Origin of the sequence: Corynebacterium afermentans subsp. lipophilum (genome assembly GCF_030408375.1) — a bacterium.
GTDB classification, from domain to species: Bacteria; Actinomycetota; Actinomycetes; order Mycobacteriales; family Mycobacteriaceae; genus Corynebacterium; species Corynebacterium lipophilum.
Genome location: NZ_CP046530.1, coordinates 43,824 through 65,239, shown reverse-complemented (window position 1 = coordinate 65,239; position 21,416 = coordinate 43,824). Strand labels below are relative to the sequence as shown.

Sequence of the window (21,416 nt, the reverse complement as noted above, 5' to 3'; positions counted from 1 at the left end):
TTTCGGCCCATGCTCCGGGGGTTCTGCTCAGGGTCTGTGAGGGGTGCGCAGGCGGAAGCAACGCGCCTCCGGTAGTCTCCGCAGCGGGGTAATTAGTCAAGGGGGGGGACTAATGAAAGACACGCGGAAGAAAGAGCTGCGGGAAAAGCTCGTCGACCTGCGGAGGGTGTCGTCCGTGGACACCGAAACGCACCGGCGCATCAGTGACGGCGAGATGGTGCAGCTGACCAAGTCGATCTACTTCTGCGCCGCGACGTGGAAGAAGCTCAAGGAGTACCAGCGGGCGTTTTTGCGGTGCTACGCAGCCGGGTGCCAAAGCAGACGCGCGGTACTCATCGACTGCTCGGCAGCCAGGCTGAACGGTGTGTGGACCATCGCACGCAACGAACCCGTCACGCTTGCGGTGCCGAATGGGCGCCCGGCCTCCACCAAAGGCGGCTGGACCGGGTACGAGTACCGCCACCGGCAGATCCCGGAAGCCGACATCATCTATGACGGGCCCGTGCGCTACACCAACGCGATCCGCACCGCCATCGACATTGCCCGTGAACGCGGCGTGCGCGAAGGCGTCATAGCGATAGACAGCGTGCTCTCCGGCCACGGCGACCACCTGTACGCGGAACTGCTGCACCAGTTCCGCGCCACCATCTCCCGGCTCGCCGGCACGAAAGGAATCGCCAACGCCCGCAAAGCGCTCCCGCTGGCCAGCAAACTTTCGGATTCGCCCTACGAGTCCCTCCTGCGCCTGATCCTCGATGCCCACGGGGTCCCGTACCGCACCCAGGCGGCGATCGGACCGTACCGGGTTGACTTCCTCATCGGCGACAACCTCGTCGTGGAGGTCGACGGGTGGGAAAAATACGAGGAGGTCCCCCATGACGTACTGCGCAAGCAGCGTGTGCGTGACGACTGGCTCGCCGAGCGCGGATACAAAGTCTTGCACTTCTACACCAGCAACTTCTGGGGCGATGAAGACGATTTGATCCAACGCATCCGCAACGCGTGGCCGGCTGCCCGGGGCCTGCTTCCCGTGCAGGTGAAGCCGAAGGGCTACACACCGATCGGACCGGGGCGCAACGTGGCGCTGCCGCCGGACTTGCAGGAAGCCGTCGACATGTTCCGCAGACCCTGAGCAAGCACACCGGAGGAAAGCCGTTTTAGGCCCATGCTCCTGGGTGCTTGCTCCTGGTTTGCGAGGCAAGGGGCTCGGGCAAAGGGCTCGGGCAGCAAAGAACCCCGGCAGGTGGTTCGACCTGCCGGGGTTCTACGCGCTCGAGGGGTTACTTCGAGGAGCCGGAGGATCCGTCAGAGGAGCCATCCGAGCTGCCGGAGGATCCATCCGAGGATCCCTCAGAGGAACCATCCTCAGCCTCGCCAGTTGCCTCGTCGGCGTTGGTGTCGGTCACCGGCGCGACGATGGTCTCGGCCTCATCGCCGCGGCCGCGGAGCGAGGAGCCGCCCACGCGAACGTCGTCGATGGAGCTGGACTTGTTCGGGCCGATGGCGGTGAACGCCTCGCCAGCCTCGTTGGTGCACCAATCGTAGAGGACGGAGCCCGCGACAACCACGCCCGCGGCGATGGCTGCCCACTGGCCGTACTCCTGCACCTCCGGGCGCATTGCCAGTTCCTGCAGCATGCGGTTGGCGGCCTCGGCCTTCGCGCGCAGCTCGGCAACCTGCTCGTTCTCGTGACCGCGACGGCCGTGACCGAAGTTCGGCGTCTTGCGGCGGATCTCGTCCTGGATCTCCGCGGAGATCTGGTTGAACTGGTCGTTGACCGCCTTGACGTACGGGGCTGCGACCTCACCCAGCACCTGGCCCGCCAGCAGCAGCGGCACCATGTACAGGATCGGCGAGCGCACCGCGTTGGCCACACAGCGGCCGAGGACGCTGCCCTCGTCCGGCGTGCCCGTCGGGGTGACCACGGCCGGGGTGCTCGTCCCCACTTCAGTGACCGTGACCTGCGGCAGTGTCTCCGTGACCACCGGCGGCAGCGTGTACGTTGCCGTCGCGGTCACCGGCGGGGTGTAGCCATCCACCGGGGTCGGTGCGACCTCGGTGACGGTCTTGCCGGAGTCGTCCACAACCACAACCACCTGGCCCGGAACATCCGGCGTGGTGGTCACTTCCGGACCCTCAACGGTGGTGACCACCGTCTGCGGCTCCGGCGTCACCGTCTGCACGGTGGTGACCGGCGTGGTGCGAGTGACCGTGATCGGATCCTGCGTCTGCACCACAGTGGTGACGATCGGCTCCGGGATCTCCGTGGTGGTCACCTCGGAGGTGACCGGGTCCGGGGTCTCCGTGATGGTCACCTCAGAGGTCACCGGGTCCGGGGTGATGGTGGTCAGCTCACCTGCCAAGGTGGTGGTCACCGGATCCGGGGTCTCCGTGATGGTGGTGACTTCGCACTCGCACGGTGCCGCACCCGTGGTCGGGGTGGACTGCGCCTTGTTCGTCGGCGTGTTCGGGGTGCGCTCCACCACCGTGGTCTCGGTGACGAAGCTGCCCGGAACCGTCGTCGTCTCATTGGTCGTGCCCGGGACGGAGCTGACCACAGTCTCGGTGGCGGTGACCGGCGGGGCGGTCGCGATCGCCTCGTTGACGTGGTAGCCAGCCGGCGCCGCCACCGTGATCACGATCTTGGCGGATTCGCCCGGCTCGAGGGCACGCCCGCGGCCTGCCTTCTCCAGCTCGTCGTTGATCAGCGCGGTGAACTCGTCGGCGTCGCCCTCGTCCAGGCGGGTGACGTTGTCCACAACATCCACGCCCTCGAGCGCCACCGAACCGGTGTTGGTCACCGTGTAACGCAGCTGCATCGGCTCGCCCTCGCCGATCGGCAGTGCGTCGCCGGCTTCTTCGGCGTCGCGCCATGCGTCGTCGCCCTCGTCCTCGCGCTTGATCTCCTTGAGGATCTCCAGCTGCGGGGAGTCGGAGGAGGCGTCATCCGGCGGCGCGGTCACAGTCACCACTGTCGACGGCACCGTGGTACCCGGCACGGTCGTGTGCGGGTTCGTGGTGCCCGGGATCGTGGTGGCCGGGATGGTCACCGGCGGCACGGTCACGCCCGCGACGTTGTCGTGGCGGCCGGCCGGGGCCTTCACGGTCACGGTCACGTCCATAGATTCGCCCGGCTCCAGCGCGAACGGGGCGACCTTGCCCAGCTGGGCGTCGATGGCCTGCTGCAGCTCGGCGTTGTCCTCCTGCACCTCGTCGGTGAGGCGAATGTCGCGGATCGGCAGGGTGCCATTGTTGGTCACGCGGTAGGTGATGTCCATGTCGTCGCCGGCGTTGACCAGGGCGTGCTCGTCGCGGCCGTTGATGAACTTCTTCACCTCAAGCAGCGGCGAGTTCGCACGCGCGGTGGTGGACACCGTCGTGCCCGGCTCAGTGGTGCCCGGGATGGTGGTCTCCGGGATGATCACCGGCGGCACCGTGGTGGATGGGCCGGTCGTGCCCGGGATCGTGGTGCCCGGACGGGTGGATTCCGGAACCGTGGTCTCCGGCACCTCGGCGCGTGCCTCGTTGACGTGCTCGCCCTCCGGCGCGGTGACCTCGATGCGGATGTCCTGGAAGTTGCCCGGCGCAAGGTTGAACGGCTTGGCCTTCTCGGCCAGCTCCGCGTTGATCTCCTCCTGCAGCTCCGGGTCGTCCTCGCGGATCTGATCCGCGAGTGCGATGTCGTTCAGTTCCACGTTGCCGGTGTTGGTAACGCGGTACCAGATCTCCATCTTCTCGCCCGGAGTGACGGAGGCGTCCTCGCGGCCGTTGATGCGCTTTTCAATGTTCAGGCGGCGCAATTCAACCGGCGTGCAGACAACGTTGTTGCCCGGGCCGTCCGAGTCGCCGGACATGTTGGCCACGTTGACCAGGCCGGAATCCGCACCCGGGTTCGCACCCTCGGCGGTGCACTGGCCGACAGCCTCCGGCAGGTTGTTCGCCGCGGCCTCAGCCAGCGTGCCGGTGACGGTGACGTGGAAGTCCTTGTACTTGCCTGCCTTCAGCGCGGCGGCGTCGGCGACCTTGTAGCGGCCGTTTTCGACCTCCACAGCCTTGTCGTCGACAGTCACTTCGTTGACCGTGAAGCCAGCGCCGCGCAGCGGCACGTCCCAGATGGTGGCGTGCTCGCCGTCGACCAGGCCGGAGTTGCGCACGCGAATGACGTACTCGTTGGAGTAGTCGTAGCTGCCCTCCTCATTGCGGGTCAGCGCAACGTTGCCCGCACGGGCGCCAAGCTTCTCGACGGCAAACTGCGGCTGCTCAGGCGCCACAGTCGTCGTGACCGGCGGCGGCACTGGGGTGGTTGCCGAGGTGGTCGGCGTTGCCTGCGCGGTGTTCGTCGGCACGTTCGGCGTCTTCTCGGTGGTGACCACGGTGGTGGTCAGCGAGCCCGGCACCGTCGTCGTGGCGTCGGTGGTGCCCGGCACCGAGGAGACCTGCGTCTGGGTGGTGGGCACCGCCGGGGCCGTCGCGATGGCCTCGTTGACGTGGTAGCCCTTCGGTGCGTCGACAGTAATCTCGACGACCTTCTTCTCGCCCGGCTTCAGGGTGAAGCCGCGGCCCTCAGCCTCGAGCGCACCGTTGAGCGCATCGGTGAGCGCCTGCTGGTCGCCCTCGTCCAGGCGGGTGACCTTATCGATGATGTCGATGTCGCTGAGCGTGACGGAACCGGTGTTAGTCACCGTGTAGCGCACGCGCATCTTGCCGTTCGCGTCCACAACCGCCGCGTCGTCCTCGGAGTCGGCGGCGTGCCACTCGTTGTCTTCCAGGCTGAAGATGTCCTTGAGGATCTCCAGCTGCAGCGAATCGGAGCGGGCGTCGTCGGACGGGGTGGTCGTCTGCGTGACCACGCGCTCCGGGACCGTGGTCTCCGGAATCGTGGTGCGCGGGTTCGTCGTGCCCGGGATGGTGGTCGCAGGCACGGTCACCGGCGGCACCACCGGACGTGCCACGTTGACGTGACCGCCCTCCGGTGCCTTGACCGTGATCTCCACGTCGTGGTAGCCGCCGGCCGGGACATCGAACGGCTTGAGCTTGTCCAGCTCCGCCTTGATCTGCTTGGTCAGGTCCGCCTTGGTTGCCTTGGAGCCCTCAGTGACCTCGTCGGCGATGGTGACGCCCTTGGCGTCGACGTTGCCCTTATTGAAGACACGGTAGGTGATCACCATGTCATCGCCCGGGGTGACAATGTCGCCGTCGTCGATGTTGTTGATGTACTTCTTGATGTCCAGGATCGGCGAATCCGAGCGGGCGTCGTCCGACGGGGTGGTCACGGTGACCACCGTCGACGGCACCGTCGTACCCGGCACCGTGGTGTTCGGGTTCGTCGTACCCGGGATCGTGGTACCCGGGACGGTCACCGGCGGAACGATCGGCTTTGCGACGTTCACGTGACCGCCAGCCGGCGCCGGCACCGTAATGCGAACCTCGCGCACCTCACCCGGCTCCAGCGCGAACGGCGCCTCGTTCTTCAGCGCGGCATTGATGTCGCGCTGAAGCGCCTTGGACACCTGCTCGTCGGCGGCCTCGGTGACTTCGTCGTCGAGGCGGATGCCGTCGATACGCACAGAGCCCGTATTGGCCACGCGGTAGAGGATCTCCATGTCCTCGCCCGGCGCCACCTGCGTGCCGTCGTCGTAGCCGTTGATGTACTTCTTGATCTCCAGCTTCGGCGAGTTCGCGTGCGCGGTGGCGGTCACCGTGGTCGGCGGGACCGAACGGCCCGGCACAGTGGTGCCCGGGATGGTCGTCGCCGGGATGGTCGAGCCAGGAATGGTGGTCTCCGGAACCGTGGTCTCCGAGTTGGTGGTGCCCGGGACGGTCACCGGCGGGACGGTGGTCTCCGGGATGGAGGTCTCCGGGCGGGTCGTGCCCGGCACGGTGGTCTCCGGCACCTGGGCCTCGACCTCATTGGTGTGCTCGCCCTCGTGCGCGGTGACCTCGAACGTCACATCCTTGACTTCGCCCGGCGCGAGGTCGAACGCCTCGATCTTGGCGATCTCAGCGTCAATCTCCGCCTGGAGCTCCTTGTTGTCTTCCTTGATCTGGTCTGCCAGCGTAATGCCGGAGAGGGTGACGTTGCCCGTGTTGCGGACGCGGTACCAGATCTCCATCTTCTCGCCCGGGGTAACCGGCGCAGACTCGCGGCCGTCGATGCGCTTCTCAATGTTCAGGCGGCGCAGCTCAACCGGCTCGCAGACGATGTTGTTGTCCGGGCCATCGGAATCGCCCGCCATCTGCACCGTGTTGACCAGACCGGATCCAGCACCCGGGTTACCCGGGGTCACAGCCTCGCACTGACCGACAGCGGCCGGCAGCGCGTCTGCAGCCTTATCGGCGAGGGTGCCGTTGACCACCACTTGGTAGTCCTTGTACTCGCCAACTGCGAGCTCAGCCTTGTCGCTGATGAGGTAACGGCCGGAATTCGGCTTGACCTCGGTGCCGTCGATGGTGACGGAGTTGATGTCGAAGCCGACACCGCGCACCGGCACATCCCACACCTTCGCGTGCTCACCGGCAACCTGGCCGGTGTTGCGCACGCGGATCGTGTACTCAGCAGAGTAACCGTACTTACCGTCCTTGTTGCGCTCCAGCGAGATACCAGACTGGTTACCCAGCTTCTCCACCGCGAACTGCGGATCAACCGGAGCCGGGACAACCGGAGTCGTCGAGGAGGTCGGGGTCGCGTGCGCGGTGTTGGACGGGGTGTTCGGGGTGACGGTGGACGGCTCAACCACACGCGGGGTCACGGTGGTCACCGGGACGGTGGAGCCGTTGGTGGTAGTCATCACGGTGGTACCCGGGATGGTGGAGCCCGGCAGCGTAGTCACCGGCGGTGCAGTCACCTTAGCCACGTTGATGTGGCGCTGCTTCGGCGCGTCCACGGAGATCTCAACTGCACGGGACTTGCCCGGCTGCAGCGTGAAGTCCTTGCCGTACTTCTCCAGCTCGGCGTTAATTGCGTCAGTCAGCGCCTGCTTGTCTTCGTCGGTGCCCTTGGTCAGCTCGGTGACCTCGTCGACGATGCCGATGCCGGAAACCGGCAAGGAACCGGTGTTCTTCACCGTGTAGCGGATACGCATCTTGCCGTTGGCGTCCACCACTGCGGCGTCTGCGGCCTCATCGACCTTGTCAGCGGTCTTCCAGTTGTTGGTGTCGTTGCTCCAGATGTCCTTGAGCAGCTCCAGCTTCACAACGTTCGAGCGCGCATCGTCGGACGGCGTCGTCGTCGGAGTCACCTCGCGCTCCGGAACCGTGGTCGGCGGGATGGTCGTGTTCGGGTTCGTGGTGCCCGGGATCGTGGTGGCCGGAACGGTCACCGGCGGCACGACCGGCTTAGCCACGTTGACGTGGCCGCCCTTTGGCGCGGTCACCTCGATGGTGACGTCCTTGAACGCGCCCGGCGCGAGGTCGAACGGTTCGACAGCAGCGAGCTTGTCTGCCAGGTTCGGGATGTCCTCGCCCTCGGTGACCTCGTCGGCGATGGTGATGCCCTTGACCTCGCCGACACCGGTGTTGCGCACGCGGTACGTGATCTCCATCTTCTTAGCGTTCGCTGCGAGGACGTCGCCCTCGTCGCGGCCGTTGATGTACTTGGTGATCTCCAGCTGCGGCGACTCCGAGCGGCCCTCATCTGGCGGCGCGGTCACGGTGACCACAGTGGACGGAACGGTGGTGCCCGGCACGGTAGAGCCCGGGATGGTGGTGCTCGGCTTCGTGATCGGCGGGACCGTCACCGGCGGAACCGTGGTGCCCGGAACGGTCACCGGTGCGGTGGCGACGGCCTCGTTCACGTGGCCGCCGGCCGGTGCCGGCACCGTAATACGGATCTCCTTCACGCCGCCCGGCTCCAGCTTGAACGCCGGCTCCTTCGCCAGCTCGGCATTGATTGCCGCCTGCAGGCCCTGCTTATCGGTGGCCTGGGTGACCTTGTCGACGACGCGGATGCCGTCGACAGGCATGCTGCCCTCGTTGACCACGCGGTAGAGGATCTCCATGTCCTCGCCCGGAAGTACAGGAGTGCCGTCGTCGTGGCCGTTGACGTACTTCTTGATGGTGATCTTCGGCGACTTCGCCTTCGCCGTGGTGGACACGGCAGTGGACGGCACCGGCTTGCCCGGGACCGTAGTGTGCGGGAGCGTCACCGGCGGGATCGTGGTCGGCGGGACGTCGGCGCGAGCCTCGTTGACGTGCTCGCCCTTTGGAGCCTTAACCGAGATGTGCACGTCGCGGATCTCGCCTGGCTCGAGGTCGAAGGTGTCCTGGCCGTTGAGCTGCTTGGTGATCTCTTCCTGCAGCGCCTTGTTGTTTTCCTGGACGTTGTCCGACAGCTTCACGTCGTGGAGCGTGACGTTGCCGGTGTTGCGGACGCGGTACCAGATGTCCATCGGCTCGCCCGGCTTCACGACGGCTTCTCCACGGCCATCAATGCGCTTCTCGATGTTCAGACGACGCAGTTCAACCGGCGTACAGACAATGTTGTTGTCCGGACCGTCCGAGTCGCCGTCCATGTTGACTACGTTGAGCAGGCCGGAGTTCTTCGTCGCGTCCGCGCCGGTGGCGTCGCACTGGCCGTAGGCAGCCGGTAGGTTGCCTGCCGCAGCATCGGAGATAGTGCCGGAGACGGTGACGGTGAACGTCTTGGACTCGCCTGCTGCGAGAGCTGCACCATCCGCAATCTTGTAGCGGCCATTCTGCAGCGGCGCGTCCTGGCCATCGACCTGCACGGAGTTCAGCTCGAAACCAACACCGCGCAGCGGCACGTCATAGATGTCAGCGTGCTCGCCGTCGCCTTTGCCGTCATTCCTGACGATGATGGTGTACTCCGCCGTGTAGGCGTACTTGCCATCCTGGTTGCGCTCCAGGTTGATGGCGGACTGGTTGCTCAGCTTCTCAACCGAGAACTGCGGGTTTTCGACGACGGGGGGTGGGGTCACCTCGCTGGTGGGAGTGGACTGCGCCTTGTTGGTCGGCGTGTTCGGCACACGCTCCACTACCGTAGTCTCGGTAGTTAACGTGCCAGGGACCGTGGTGTTCTCATTCGTCGTTCCTGGAACGGAGCTAACCACAGTTTCGGTCGCCGTCACTGGCTGGGCAGTCGCGGACGCTTCATTGACGTGGTAGCCACCAGGCGCCGCAACCGTAATTACGACGGCTTTCTCATCTCCCGGCTCCAGCTTTAGGCCGCGACCAACCGTTTTCAGCTCGGCGTTGATTAGCTTGGTGTACTCGTCGGCATCGCCATCGTCGAGACGGGTGACTTTGTCCACCACGTCCACTCCACTGAGCGCGACTGAGCCGGTGTTGCGCACGGTGTAACGCAACTGCATACGCTCGCCCTTGCCGATCGGCAGCGCGTCATCGGCCTCCTCAGCATCACGCCATGCGTCCTCGCCCTCGTCCTCGCGCTTGATCTCCTTGAGCAGCTCTAGCTGCGGGGAGTCAGAGGAAGCGTCGTCTTCCGGAACTGTCGTGAGGGTGACTGTCGGCGGGACCTCCAAGCGCGCGGTGTTGTCGTGACGGCCAACCGGGGCCTTCACTGTAACTTCTACGTCTCGGGACTCCCCCGGCTCCAGATCGAACGGGTCGGAGCCCAGCTGGTCGTTGACGGCCTGCTGCAGTTCAGTGTTGTTTTCTTGCACCTGGTCCTTGAGAAGGATGCCTTCTATACGCGTCGCACCAGTGTTAGTGATGCGGTACGTGATGGTCATGTCCTCGCCGGCGTTGACCAGGGCGTGCTCGTCACGACCGTTGATGAACTTCTTGAGTTCAAGACCTGGGTTTGCAGGCTCTGGACACGGCTTTTGAGCAACCACATACGCGTTTGTAGTTGCGTCATTGTTGTATCCGGTCGGGAAATTTTCTTCCGTGCCCACAAGCGATGCCACTACCTGAGACTTATTTTCGTCATTACTGCCCGTGAGCTCAATCTCAGGATTCGTTACGTGAATCTCGAACGCTTTAGCAGCGCTGTTTTCACTGAACCCCAAATTTCCGTTGCCATAGGTCCATGCATTGCCGTACGCCCCGTTTGGCAAACCGAGGTCGGTGATATCCCAAGAAACGGTCACTCCGGACTCGGTGTCGGTTCTAAACAGCGTCTGTTTCCGGGGTGCCGATTTATCATAAGTGGAGCTAATCGACCAGATGAACTTACTTTGCTCAAGACCGGCAAACGCCCAGTCATTGGAGTTCTGGGGGCGTGCTCCTGAAAGCGTTGTAGCTTCTGCGGTGACGTACGATGAATTGTTGGAGGGGATCCATAGATTATCTTCTCCAACAGACCCAGAAAGTCGGTAAATGCGCCCACTGCCATTTGACGCATTGTTTGCAAAAATATAGTTACCGTCGGCGTCGAAAGCACCATTGGTGAAACCAGCATGGGCGTCTTGCTCAAAGATTGGGTCATTCAGGTTTGAACCCAACTTAATTTCACCCACAGGCGCAACCTCGCCAGTAACTGGGCTGATCCTCAAAAGGGTGCCGTAGATTCGGCTCGGGTCGATATTCCTACTCCAGTAACTCGCATCTGAGCCGTCTAAGGGCCTGTCCTGGGAAATGGCGTAGAGGTAGCCGTCGGCGGGGTTATACGCGAGCGAGTTGTAGACCCAGTCAGAGTCTCCCTTTGGAAGCTCCGTGAACTCGGAAGATCCGATGTCACGGTATCGGATATACGTCCGATTGCGTTGTGCCGTTTGGGTGGTGGTTTTCTGGCCGAAATAACTAGTGGAGATCCACGTAGTTACATCAGTCTTCTCCACCTCGCCGCCGGTTACACAAGCATCTTCAGTGCTGAAGAGCGGGTCTCCCCCGCCCGAAGCGTTCGTGAGGTTCAGCGGTTGCCGGCTATGCGCAACTGGCGCCAAATAATATTCAAATCCAGTGATCTGAGAAGGCATCGCATCCTGATCACTTCCCTGGTATTTAACAAAAACGGTGTCAGATTGCCTCAAGGTGACCGGGCTCGGAAGCGTGGCTAAAAGGTGACTGCCACTCGAATCCTCATATGGTTCGACTTTCATCGGGATTGCCTGCCCCTGAATTTCGACGGTGTAGGTTCCCGAATTGAGGAATTTTTCGCCCTGCGGTGCATCTAGGCGAAAACCCTGAATTCTCCCATCCGACGATGCGCTTATGTGATTCACCGTAAAAAGCGCGAGCCAAGAATTTTTGACCCTCGTTTTCACTACATTCTCGGTATTTTGGATGATGTTCGAGGATGCCGCGTTCGCGATTTGAGCCGCCCCGAGCGTCGGCAATTCGACACTTACAGCCTGGCCCAAAGCCAGTGCGATCGTAGCTGCGGCGGTACCGAATCTGCGAAGCTGCCTACGCTTCGGCACATTTTTTCTGCGGTCGTTCACGGAGACTCCTTCAAGGGGGTTATGCAGCGGAAACACATGCAACATTAATCCAGAGGCAATGTACCTGCAAGGTTTTTGCGAGCGGTTTTTCGCTTGCACCCTCTCGCCTGTTAACCGTTGGAAGAATTCACGGGTAAACCCCACTGACCACCCCGGGGCACTTCAAAAACGAAAATCTCGAGACACCGTAGGAACGATTGTCTCGAGACAACACATTGTGCCCGGGGGTGTCTGGTTCGGTGACATCGTTCCGCATGTCTCATGAGATCGTTCCGGTTCATCCTGCGGGGATGTCTCACCACATCGTTCCGGTGGGCACATCTGCTGCCGGGATTGCCCCACGGCGGCGAAAAACCATGTCACGAGACATCGTTCCGCACCTCGTTCGCATCGGCCCCGGGCACCAGCGGAACGCTCGTCGAAAAGCGATGGCCCCTGCCTGCGCTTCCCTGAGGCCGCGAAGCAACGCCACGACAGCCTCACGCCACATCAGCCCACCTCGGCAGCACCCCACCGAGCCCGGGGCAACCAGCTGTCCGCCGAATCCCACAGGAATCTCGCCCCCACAACCACTCCGAACCCTACTAATCACCCCGCCCCGGGGCACTCCGAAAACGAAGAATCTCGAGACACCGTAGGAACGGTGTCTCGAGACAACATGTTGTGCCCGGGGGGGGACTTGAACCCCCACGTTCTTGCGAACACTGGCACCTGAAGCCAGCGCGTCTGCCAATTCCGCCACCCGGGCGGGCGACTTGATTAATATAGAACGCACCTCACAAAAACTACAAATCGCCAGCGCACACCACCTTTTACCCCGTATCTATAACGGGGCCGACACGCTGCGCGGATAGGTCGTGTCGGGTGCGGCACCTATACTGTCCGGGTTACTTAAATTCTGATGTGAAGAAAGGAGGTGCGCAGGAAATGGCAGTGATGGACAGGCTGGCAAAGCTGGATAGTTCCCTGCAGCGCGGCTTGGACAATTCCATGGCGGCGCTCTTCGGCGGCAAGGTTGTGCCTGAAGAGGTTGAGGAGCTGGTCAAGCAAGAAGCCCAGGACTCGCTGGTGGTTACGGACAGGGACGAGTATGTCGCCCCGAACGTGTACGCGGTGGGTGTGTCTTCGAAGGACTTGGAGAACCTGTCGCAGAACCGCGATCTTCCTGTGGACCTCGCCGATCAACTTATGCGCTACGTGCGCAACAAGCAGTGGTTCCTCGACGGCCCTGTTGTTGTGCGTATCGCGGAGGAGTCGGGTTTGCGCACTGGCCAGCTCCGGGTGTCCTCGTATATCGACACCATGCCGGATGTGGTCAGCGGCTTCGACGCCATTGTGGCGGAGCCGAAGAAGCGCAAGGCCTCGCGCTCGCAATTGAAGGAGGATGCAATGTCCGAACCTAACGCCAACCAGCCGCAGGCCGCTGCCGACACCGATGCGGCCACGGTGAGCCTGCTGCTTCAAGACGGCTCGTCGCGCACCTACCTGGTGCACGAGGGCTCCAACATTCTGGGCCGCTCCAACGACTCGGACTTCCGCCTGCCGGACACCGGCGTCTCGCGCCAGCACGCGGAGATCACCTGGGACGGCCAGGTGGCGGTGCTGGTGGATCTGCAGTCCACCAACGGCACGACGGTCAACGACGAGCCGGTGGAGAACTGGATGCTCGCGGACGGCGACGTGATCACGCTGGGTCATTCCAGCATTGAGGTCCGCATCATCGGCGGCGAGGACCAGCCGCAGGCCAGCGCCAACCAGCCGGAGTTCACGGACTCGGTGGCGCACCCCAGCACCGAATATTTCCGCCCGTAGAAGGGATGCCATGGACTCGACGGTGATCCTCAGCGCCCGCTTCGGCCTTTTGGCCTTGCTCTGGGTGTTCATTTTCCTGGTGATGTGGACGCAGAGGAAGGATGTGGTGTCGGCGGGTGGCGCGGTGCGTCGTCAAGCAAGTGCCTCCGCCCCCGCCCCCAGGGAGAAAGCGCGCACCCTTGCGGTAGTTGAGGGGCCGCTGCAAGGCTCCCACATGGAAATTGCCAGCTTAGAAGACTTGACTGTTGGCAGAGCGGGAGACAACGATTTCCAGCTGGGCGACGATTTCGCCTCCTCGCGCCACGCGCGCCTGTTCCGCAGGGGCAGCGACTGGTTCGTGGAGGACCTGGATTCGCGCAACGGCACCTTCGTCAACGGGGTGCGCATTGATCAGCCTGAGCGGGTGACCGTGGGCACGGACATGAAGATGGGACGCACGATTGTGAGGCTGATGCCGTGAAGCTCGCGCTAGATTTCGTGGCCGTGTCCGACCGCGGCCTGGTCCGCGGCAACAACGAGGACTCCGCGTACGCGGGCCCGCACCTGCTGGTGCTTGCGGACGGCATGGGCGGCCACGCCGCCGGCGAGGTGGCCAGCCAGCTCATGGTCGAGCACATGGAGCACCTGGACCGCGACCCCGAGGACGCCGACATGCTCGCGCTTCTGGGCGCGGCGGCCGAGGACGGCAACGCCTCCATCGAGGCGTCTGTGGCCGAGCACCCCGAGCAGGCCGGCATGGGCACCACCCTGACCGCGACGATGTTCAACGGCCGCGAGCTCGGCCTGATCCACGTGGGCGATTCCAGGGGCTATCTGCTTCGCGACGGCGAACTGCGGCAGCTCACCGTCGACGACACCTTTGTCCAGTCGCTGGTGGACGGCGGCAAACTCGCGCCCGAGGACGTCTCCTCGCACCCGCAGAAGTCCCTGATCTTGAAGGCGTACACCGGCCGGGCCGTGGAGCCGCACCTGGAGCTGATCCAGGTCCAGCCGGGTGACCGCGTGCTGCTGTGCTCCGACGGGTTGAGCGACCCGGTAACCCAGCAGACCATCCAGCTCGCGCTCGGCGACGGCACCCCGGAGATGGCGGCGAACCGCCTGATCGAGCTGGCGCTGCGCTCCGGCGGGCCGGACAACGTCACCGTCGTGGTGGCGGAGGTCGTGGAGGCCACCGAGAACAACGCCCGCGAGAACCACGCCGTGGTCAAGGCCGGCGCGCTGGACCCGGGCTACGAGTCCTCCCACCCGGACTCCGCGGCGTCCCGCGCCGCAGCGCTGTTGCGCAAGTCCGAGACCATCACCCCGGACCACAACCGGGCAAAGCTCCAGGACGCGGACGCTTCCGACGACGAGGAGGACCACACTAGCGGCGGCGGGAAGAAGCAGCCGTCGTCGGTATGGCCTTGGGTCGTCGCAACGCTGGTGCTTCTGCTGGTGCTCGCGGTGGCGGGCGTGCTGTGGTCGCAGTCCCGCGCCACCGACGAGTACGCGCTAAAGGTGCAGGACTCCGGCGAGTTTGTGGTGCAGCACACCACCCGCGACAACCTGTTCGCGGACACCAAAACCGAGAACATCCAGCGCGCCTGCCTGAACACCAAGGGCGATTTGCGCGTGATTTCCAAGGACTCCAAACCGGGCGATTGCAGCATCTTCTCCACCTCCGATTTGCCCAAGGACAAGCGCGAGGTCGAAGACGTCACCGGCTCCTACGACGACGTATTAGCCAAGCTGAATGAGTTGGCGGATGAGGCGCTGCCGGCCTGCACGGACAAGAAGAGCGCCGAGGAAGACACCTGCCGGGAGGTGCGATGAGCCGCCTAGTATCCCGCAGCCGCGAGCTGCTCCTCCTGTTGTTCGCCACAGGGCTCCTTGCGCTCATGCTCTTCGGCTTAGAGACGAGCCAAGGGCGCACCCTGTCCACCGAAATGCTCTACATCATCGGCGGATTCATGGGCGTCTACGCCATCGCGCACGTGGCCATCGCTTTTCTGGCGCCGTACGCGGACCAGGTGATGTTGCCTGTAGTCGCGCTGCTCAACGCCGTCGGCCTGGTCATGATCTACCGCCTCGACCTGGCCGAGCGCCCCGGCTACGGGCCGCTGGCGGAGCGCCAGATGCTGTGGTCGTTGGTCGGCGTGGGGCTGATGGTGCTGACCCTGATTGTCATCCGCGACCACAAATCCCTGTCGCGCTACTCCTACCTGCTGGGCCTGGTGGGCCTGATCCTGTTGGCCCTGCCGCTGGTGTGGCCGCAACCCCCGGGCTACGAGGAAGCGCGCATCTGGCTGTGGCTGGGCCCGTTTTCCATCCAGCCGGGCGAGTTCTCCAAGATCCTGCTGCTGATCTTCTTCGCCCAACTTTTGGCCCAGAAGCGCGCCCTGTTCACCGTGGCCGGCAAGCGCTTTTTGGGCATGACCTTCCCGCGCCTCCGCGACCTCGCCCCGATTCTTATGGTGTGGGCGATCGCGATTTTGATCATGGCCATCTCCAACGACTTCGGCCCGGCGCTTCTGCTATTCGCCACCGTGCTGGGCATGGTCTACTTCGCCACCGGCCGCGCGTCCTGGCTGTTCATCGGCGTGGGCTTGGTGGCCGTTGGCGGCTACGCCGTCTACCAGGTCAGCTCCAAGATCCAGGAGCGCGTGTCCAACTTCATCGACCCGTTCGCGGACTTCGACGGCATTGGCAACCAGCCCGCCAACGCCCTGATCAGCCTGAGCTGGGGCGGCATCACCGGCACCGGTCTGGGCTACGGCCACCCGGAACTGGTGCCCGTGGCGCACTCCGACTACATCCTGGCCGCCATCGGCGAAGAGCTGGGCTTTGTCGGCATCGCCGCAGTGCTGTGCCTGTTCGCGGTGTTTATCACCCGCGGCTTCCGCACCGCCATGCAGGCGCGCGACTCCTACGGCAAGCTGCTCGCGTCCGGGTTGGCGCTGACCATTGTCATCCAGATCTTCGTGGTCGCCGGCGGCGTGTCCGCCATGCTGCCCATGACGGGCCTGACCACCCCGTTCATGTCCGCCGGCGGCTCGTCTGTGATGGCCAACTACATCCTGTTGGGCCTGTTGCTGCGCATCTCCAACAGCGCCAACCGCCCCGCGAACTACGACGCCGTGGCCGCCGGCACCGCGCGTCCTGAGGCGGTGGGTGCACGATGAACAAGTCCATCCGCTACGGCGCCGTGGTCGCGCTGCTGATGATCGCGGCACTACTGGTCAACTTCACCGTGGTCCAGGGCCTGCGCGAAGACGAGTACGCACAGAACCAGCACAACTCCCGCATCCTCATGGACCTCAAGCGCACCAACCGCGGCGACATCGTCGCGGGCGAGACCGTGCTGGCCCAAAGCCACCGCGACGAGGAAACCGGCTTCTACCAGCGCGCCTACCCCAACATGCCGTTCTCGTTCGCGCCCATCGTCGGTTTTGTCTCCGACCAGTTCGGCACCTCCCAGATGGAGGCCACCTACAACGGCGATCTCACCGGCGACTCCGGCACCGCCTCGCGTTTCTTGCGCACCGGTCTCGAGGACGGCAAAAAGGGCGACACCGTCGACCTGACCCTGGACCCGAACCTGCAGGCCTTCTCGTACGACCAGCTGGCCAAACCGGGCTTTGATGGTGCGGTGGTGGCCGTGAGGGCGTCGACAGGCGAAGTGCTCTCCATGGCCTCGACCCCCAGCTTCGACCCCAACGGCATTGCCAACCCGGCGACCGCCGAGGGCGCCTGGGCCGAAGCCACCGGCAACCCCGCGAATCCGCTGCTAAACCACGCGGCGCAGGAGCAGCTGCCACCGGGCTCGATTTTCAAGATCGTCACCACCGCCGCGGGCCTGCGCAACGGCTTCACGCCGGAGTCGCCGCTGACCGGCGAGGCGCAGACGATCCTGCCGGGCACGGACAACATCCCGCTGACCAACTACGGCGGCCAGGCCTGCGCCGGTGGCGGACAGGTGCCGCTGCGCACCGCGTTCGCCCTGTCCTGCAACACCGCGTTCGTACAGATGGGCCTTGCTATGGGCCCGGATGCGCTGCGCGACGCCGCCGCCCGCTTCGGCGTCGGCGAGCGCTACAACCTGGGCCTGCCCAACGCCGCCGGCTCGCTGGGCGAGCTGCCCGGCGGGGCCGAGGTGGCGCAGTCCGCCATCGGCCAGCGCGACGTGACCATGACTGCGCTGCAGGCGGCGATGATGTCTGCGACCATCGCGAATAAGGGCAAGCGCATGGAACCGCACGTGGTGCGGCAGGTGCGCAACGCCGACGGCAAAGTCCTGCACGAAACCGAGCCGGTGGAGCTGAACGAGGCCGTAACGGAACAAGAAGCCGCAACGATCACGGACTTGATGTTCGCGTCCGAGCGGTGGACCTTCGGCTACGACGGCAACGGCTTCGCCTCTAAGACCGGCACGGCCGAGCACGCCGAAGGCGCCGCCCCGCACGTGTGGTACGTGGCGTTCGACCCGGCCAAGGACGTCGCCGTTGCCGTGGTGGTAAAAAACGGCGGCAACCTCGGCGAGGCCGCTACCGGCGGCCAAGTCGCCGGACCGATCGGACGCGCCGTGTTGCGCGCAGCACCCGCCGCCCCCGCACCCGTGGAAGGAGCAGAGTAGATGAACACCGAAAACCGCGAGGACCTGCAACAGCTCGTCGGCGACGGCTACCAGCTGCAGTGGATCATCGGCCACGGCGGCATGTCCACCGTGTGGCTGGCAGACGACCTTGCCAACGAGCGCGAGGTGGCCATAAAGGTGCTGCGGCCTGAGTACAGCTCCAACGCGGAGTTCCTCGCCCGCTTCCGCAACGAGGCACTGTCCGCCCAGGGCATCAACTCCGACAACGTGGTGGCCACCTACGACTACCGCGAGGCAGACACCGACGCGGGCTCCACCGTCTGCTACATCATCATGGAGTACATCCGCGGCGAGTCGCTCGCGGACCTCATCGCCCGCGAGGGCCAGCTGGATGAGGCGCTAGCGCTCGACGTGCTCGAGCAGGCCGCCCACGGCCTGGCCGTGATCCACCGCATGGGGCTGGTGCACCGCGACATCAAGCCGGGCAACCTCATGCTCACCCAGCACGGGCAGGTCAAGATCACGGACTTCGGCATCGCCAAGGCCGCCGCGGCCGTGCCTCTGACCCGCACCGGCATGGTGGTGGGCACCGCCCAGTACGTCTCCCCCGAGCAGGCCCAGGGCATGAAGGTCACCGCGGCGTCCGACGTGTACTCGCTGGGCGTGGTGGGCTACGAGCTGCTCTCCGGCAAACGCCCCTTTACCGGCGATTCCTCCGTGTCCGTGGCGCTCGCGCACGTCTCCGCCGAGCCGCCCGCGCTGCCCATTTCGGTCTCTGCCCCCGCGCGCGAGCTCATCGAGATCGCGCTGCGCAAGGACCCCGGCCAGCGCTTCCGCGACGGCAACGAGTTCCAGCTGGCCATCTCCCAGGTCCGCCAGGGCCTGCGCCCCGCCCAGCCGGGCGGCCACACCCAGGTGGTTGCCACCGAGCCGTCCGCGACCGCATCCACCCAGATGCTGGCCAGCGTCGCCGAGGAGCGCACCTCCCGCCCGGAGGGCGCCTACCCGCCGTCCGCAGCAAGAGCCGTTGCTTCTCGACGTCCTCCGGCTCCCCCCGCCCCCTCCCGCGCCGCGACACCAGCGCCGCGCGAACACGAACCGGAGAAGAAGTCCTCCAAGGCAGGGCCGATCATCTCGGTAATCCTGCTGCTCGCGCTGTTGGCCGGCGGCGCGGCCTGGGCGTACACCGAGGGCGTGTTCGACCGCTTCACCGGCGGCGGCACCCCCACCACACCGCGGCCCACCATGAGCGCGACCACGCCGACGCCGGAGGAAGAGAAAGAAGAGCCGGTCACCGAGACCACCACGGAGCGCGAGCGCACCACGGTCACAGAGCCGCGCAACCCGGGCACCCTGCGCTTCGAGGAGTCCGAGGCCGACAACGCCCCGGCCCCTGCGGAGCCGTCCGCCCCGTCCGCCGAGATTGAGGTGCCGGAGCAGCCGTCCGCGGCGACTCCTACGCAGCAGGCTGGAACACCGGAAGGCGCGACGTCGATAGGCAATCAGCCCGAGGACACGAACTCACCGGCCCCTGCGGTAGAATTGCCCAACCTTGATAGCTTGCTCGGAGGTGGCAGGTAAATGCTGATCGCGGACCGGTACGAACTCGGCGACATCATCGGCACCGGCGGCATGTCGGACGTGTATGCCGCCACCGACGTGTCCCTCGGGCGCGAAGTCGCCGTGAAGATGTTGAAGATCGACATGGCGCGCGACGAAAACTTCCGCGAACGCTTCCGCCGCGAAGCGCAAAACTCCGCGCGCTTAAACCACCCCAACATCGTCTCGGTCTACGACACCGGCTCCGTGGAAACCTCCGGCGTGGACGTGCCCTACATCGTGATGGAGCTCGTCCACGGCATGAACCTGCGCGACATCGTGCGCAACGAAGGGCCGCTGTCCCCCGAGCGCGCAGCCAAACTGCTGCTGCCGGTCACCCGGGCGCTGCAGGCCAGCCACGACGCCGGCATCATCCACCGCGACATCAAACCCGCCAACATCATGGTCACCAACACCGGTGCCGTGAAGGTCATGGACTTCGGCATCGCGCGCGCGTTGGATGATTCCACCTCCGCCATGACGCAAACCTCCGCCGTCATCGGCACCGCACAGTACCTCTCCCCCGAGCAGGCCCGCGGAAAAGCCGCCGACGCGCGCAGCGACGTCTACGCACTTGGCTGCGTGATGTACGAATCCGTCACCGGGGTGCCGCCGTTCGAAGGCGAATCCCCCTTCGCCGTGGCCTACCAGCACGTGCAGGAAGACCCGGTGCCGCCGTCCGAGCGCATCGCCGCGCCGCTGTCGGACAACGAGGCGGTCAACGTCGACTCCGTCATCCTCACCGCGATGGCGAAACATCCCGCCGACAGGTACCAGACCGCCGACGAAATGGGCGCTGACCTCGCGCTTCTAGAGCGCGGCAACGTCACCACCGCCGCCCGCAACCACCTCGCCGCCGCCGAACAAGACGCAGGCTCCCACGCCGTGGACTCGCCGTCCCAGGACCACACCGTTGTGGTTGGGGACGTGGTGCGCGAACCTGTGGTGCGCAGAGAAGCATCCGCCTCCGGGCACACGCGCTACGCCGACCACCGCGCCGCCAACGAGAAAACCTCCTCCAACTGGCTCAAGTGGCTCTCCGCGCTGCTCGGCCTGCTGCTCGCAGTGGCCGTGAGCTGGTTCGTCTACGACTACTTCTCCGCGAACAACGACAGCGCTGAGGTGGTCAAAGAGGAAATGGTGCCCGTACCCGAACTCGTGGACATGCCGCGCAACGACGCCGTCCGCGAACTCGAGCACCTCGGCTTCGAAGTCTCCGTGATGGAAGAGCCCAGCCCCGAGATCAAGCGCGGCAACGTCATCTCCACCAACCCCGCCGCGGGCTCCGAACTCAAGCGCGGCACCCAGATCACGTTGACCGTCTCCTCCGGCAAGGAAATGACGGACGTGCCGGACGTGACCAACCTGACGGCCGAAGAAGCCATCGAAGAGCTGAAGAAGGCCGGGCTGGAACTCAACCCCAACGTGCGCCGCGAATCCTCCGACAGCATCGAAGAAGGCGTCATCACGTCGCAGCAGCCCGCCGGCGGCACCCAGATTGCCAAGGGCTCGCGCATCGCCATCACCGTCTCCTCCGGGCCGGAAATGGTGCAGGTGCCGTCCCTGGTGGGCCTCAACGTCGAGCAGGCCACCGCAACCCTGTCCTCCCTTCAGCTGCGATCCACGGTCACCAGCGTGGACTCGATCAAGCCAGAGGGGCAGGTGCTCGCCGTCGCCGGCGAAAACACCGACGTCGAGTCCGGCACCACCATCGAGCTGCGCGTCTCCAACGGCATGCTCATGAAAATGCCGGAAATCACCCGCCAGAGCCCCGAAGAGGCCGAAAAGGTGCTCCACGACGCCGGCTGGAACGGCCGCTTCGTGCCCGGCCCGACGGTGCCCACCGGCGCGCTCGTCGACGACGGGCTGATCGGCCACCAGGAAGTCGCCGCCGGCGAAACCATCCGCAAGGACCAGGCCATCGGCTACAACCTGTGGAAGTTCGATGCGGGCAAACTCATTCCGCAGAATAACGCGGCCGCACGGCAGGCTGATACAGTTCAACCCCAGAACGCGAACACCGCGCTGCGCAACGTGCAGCGCGAGCTAGGGCTTTAGGCGTCGACGAC

9 protein-coding genes, 1 tRNA gene and 1 pseudogene are annotated in these 21,416 nt (G+C 64.9%); 8 read left to right on the top strand and 3 right to left on the bottom strand.

The genetic code is table 11. The features are described from left to right. Positions 1 to 112: 112 nt before the first annotated feature. Positions 113 to 1,132 (top strand): endonuclease domain-containing protein, encoded by a 1,020-nt coding sequence (locus CAFEL_RS00215; RefSeq protein ID WP_194559958.1) that lies wholly within the window; start codon positions 113 to 115, stop codon positions 1,130 to 1,132. A 148-nt stretch (positions 1,133 to 1,280) separates the two neighbouring features. On the opposite strand, the gene CAFEL_RS00210 is transcribed toward CAFEL_RS00215, so the two are convergent. From CAFEL_RS00210 to CAFEL_RS00205, 3 genes and pseudogenes are all read right to left on the bottom strand, one after another. Next, positions 1,281 to 9,815 (bottom strand): hypothetical protein, encoded by an 8,535-nt coding sequence (locus CAFEL_RS00210; protein ID WP_194559957.1) that lies wholly within the window; start codon positions 9,813 to 9,815, stop codon positions 1,281 to 1,283. Between the two features lie 21 nt (positions 9,816 to 9,836). Beyond that, positions 9,837 to 10,898 (bottom strand): annotated as a pseudogene (locus CAFEL_RS11265) (DUF6923 family protein); the annotation flags it as partial. Between the two features lie 1,129 nt (positions 10,899 to 12,027). Continuing rightward, positions 12,028 to 12,111: transfer RNA gene (locus CAFEL_RS00205), tRNA-Leu, on the bottom strand. A 179-nt stretch (positions 12,112 to 12,290) separates the two neighbouring features. On the opposite strand from CAFEL_RS00205, the gene CAFEL_RS00200 reads away from it, so the two are divergent. From CAFEL_RS00200 to pknB, 7 genes are read left to right on the top strand one after another with little or no spacing between them, the layout of a single operon-like run. Beyond that, complete coding sequence (locus CAFEL_RS00200; protein WP_063938651.1) at positions 12,291 to 13,175, top strand: FHA domain-containing protein; 885 nt, start codon at positions 12,291 to 12,293, stop codon at positions 13,173 to 13,175. 10 nt (positions 13,176 to 13,185) lie between these two features. Then, positions 13,186 to 13,635: an FHA domain-containing protein FhaB/FipA gene (locus CAFEL_RS00195; protein WP_194559956.1), complete on the top strand. Its 450-nt coding sequence runs from the start codon at positions 13,186 to 13,188 to the stop codon at positions 13,633 to 13,635. Beyond that, on the top strand, positions 13,632 to 14,987 hold the full coding sequence (locus CAFEL_RS00190; protein ID WP_194559955.1) for a PP2C family protein-serine/threonine phosphatase: 1,356 nt from the start codon (positions 13,632 to 13,634) through the stop codon (positions 14,985 to 14,987). Before CAFEL_RS00195 ends, CAFEL_RS00190 begins: the two co-directional genes overlap by 4 nt. Next, positions 14,984 to 16,336: an FtsW/RodA/SpoVE family cell cycle protein gene (locus tag CAFEL_RS00185; RefSeq protein WP_194559954.1), complete on the top strand. Its 1,353-nt coding sequence runs from the start codon at positions 14,984 to 14,986 to the stop codon at positions 16,334 to 16,336. Before CAFEL_RS00190 ends, CAFEL_RS00185 begins: the two co-directional genes overlap by 4 nt. Continuing rightward, on the top strand, positions 16,333 to 17,787 hold the full coding sequence (locus tag CAFEL_RS00180) for a penicillin-binding transpeptidase domain-containing protein (protein WP_194559953.1): 1,455 nt from the start codon (positions 16,333 to 16,335) through the stop codon (positions 17,785 to 17,787). Before CAFEL_RS00185 ends, CAFEL_RS00180 begins: the two co-directional genes overlap by 4 nt. Beyond that, positions 17,788 to 19,329, top strand: a complete 1,542-nt coding sequence (locus CAFEL_RS00175) for a serine/threonine-protein kinase (RefSeq protein WP_194559952.1) — start codon at positions 17,788 to 17,790, stop codon at positions 19,327 to 19,329. Then, on the top strand, positions 19,330 to 21,405 hold the full coding sequence (gene pknB / locus CAFEL_RS00170) for a Stk1 family PASTA domain-containing Ser/Thr kinase (RefSeq protein ID WP_194559951.1): 2,076 nt from the start codon (positions 19,330 to 19,332) through the stop codon (positions 21,403 to 21,405). Positions 21,406 to 21,416: the final 11 nt, after the last annotated feature.

Bases quoted from the DNA above. Each gene is read 5' to 3' on its own strand.
- CAFEL_RS00215 (WP_194559958.1), top strand. From the start codon at position 113: ATGAAAGACACGCGGAAGAAAGAGCTGCGGGAAAAGCTCGTCGACCTG.
- CAFEL_RS00180 (WP_194559953.1), top strand. From the start codon at position 16,333: ATGAACAAGTCCATCCGCTACGGCGCCGTGGTCGCGCTGCTGATGATC.
- CAFEL_RS00200 (WP_063938651.1), top strand. From the start codon at position 12,291: ATGGCAGTGATGGACAGGCTGGCAAAGCTGGATAGTTCCCTGCAGCGC.
- CAFEL_RS00175 (WP_194559952.1), top strand. From the start codon at position 17,788: ATGAACACCGAAAACCGCGAGGACCTGCAACAGCTCGTCGGCGACGGC.
- CAFEL_RS00185 (WP_194559954.1), top strand. From the start codon at position 14,984: ATGAGCCGCCTAGTATCCCGCAGCCGCGAGCTGCTCCTCCTGTTGTTC.
- pknB (WP_194559951.1), top strand. From the start codon at position 19,330: ATGCTGATCGCGGACCGGTACGAACTCGGCGACATCATCGGCACCGGC.
- CAFEL_RS00195 (WP_194559956.1), top strand. From the start codon at position 13,186: ATGGACTCGACGGTGATCCTCAGCGCCCGCTTCGGCCTTTTGGCCTTG.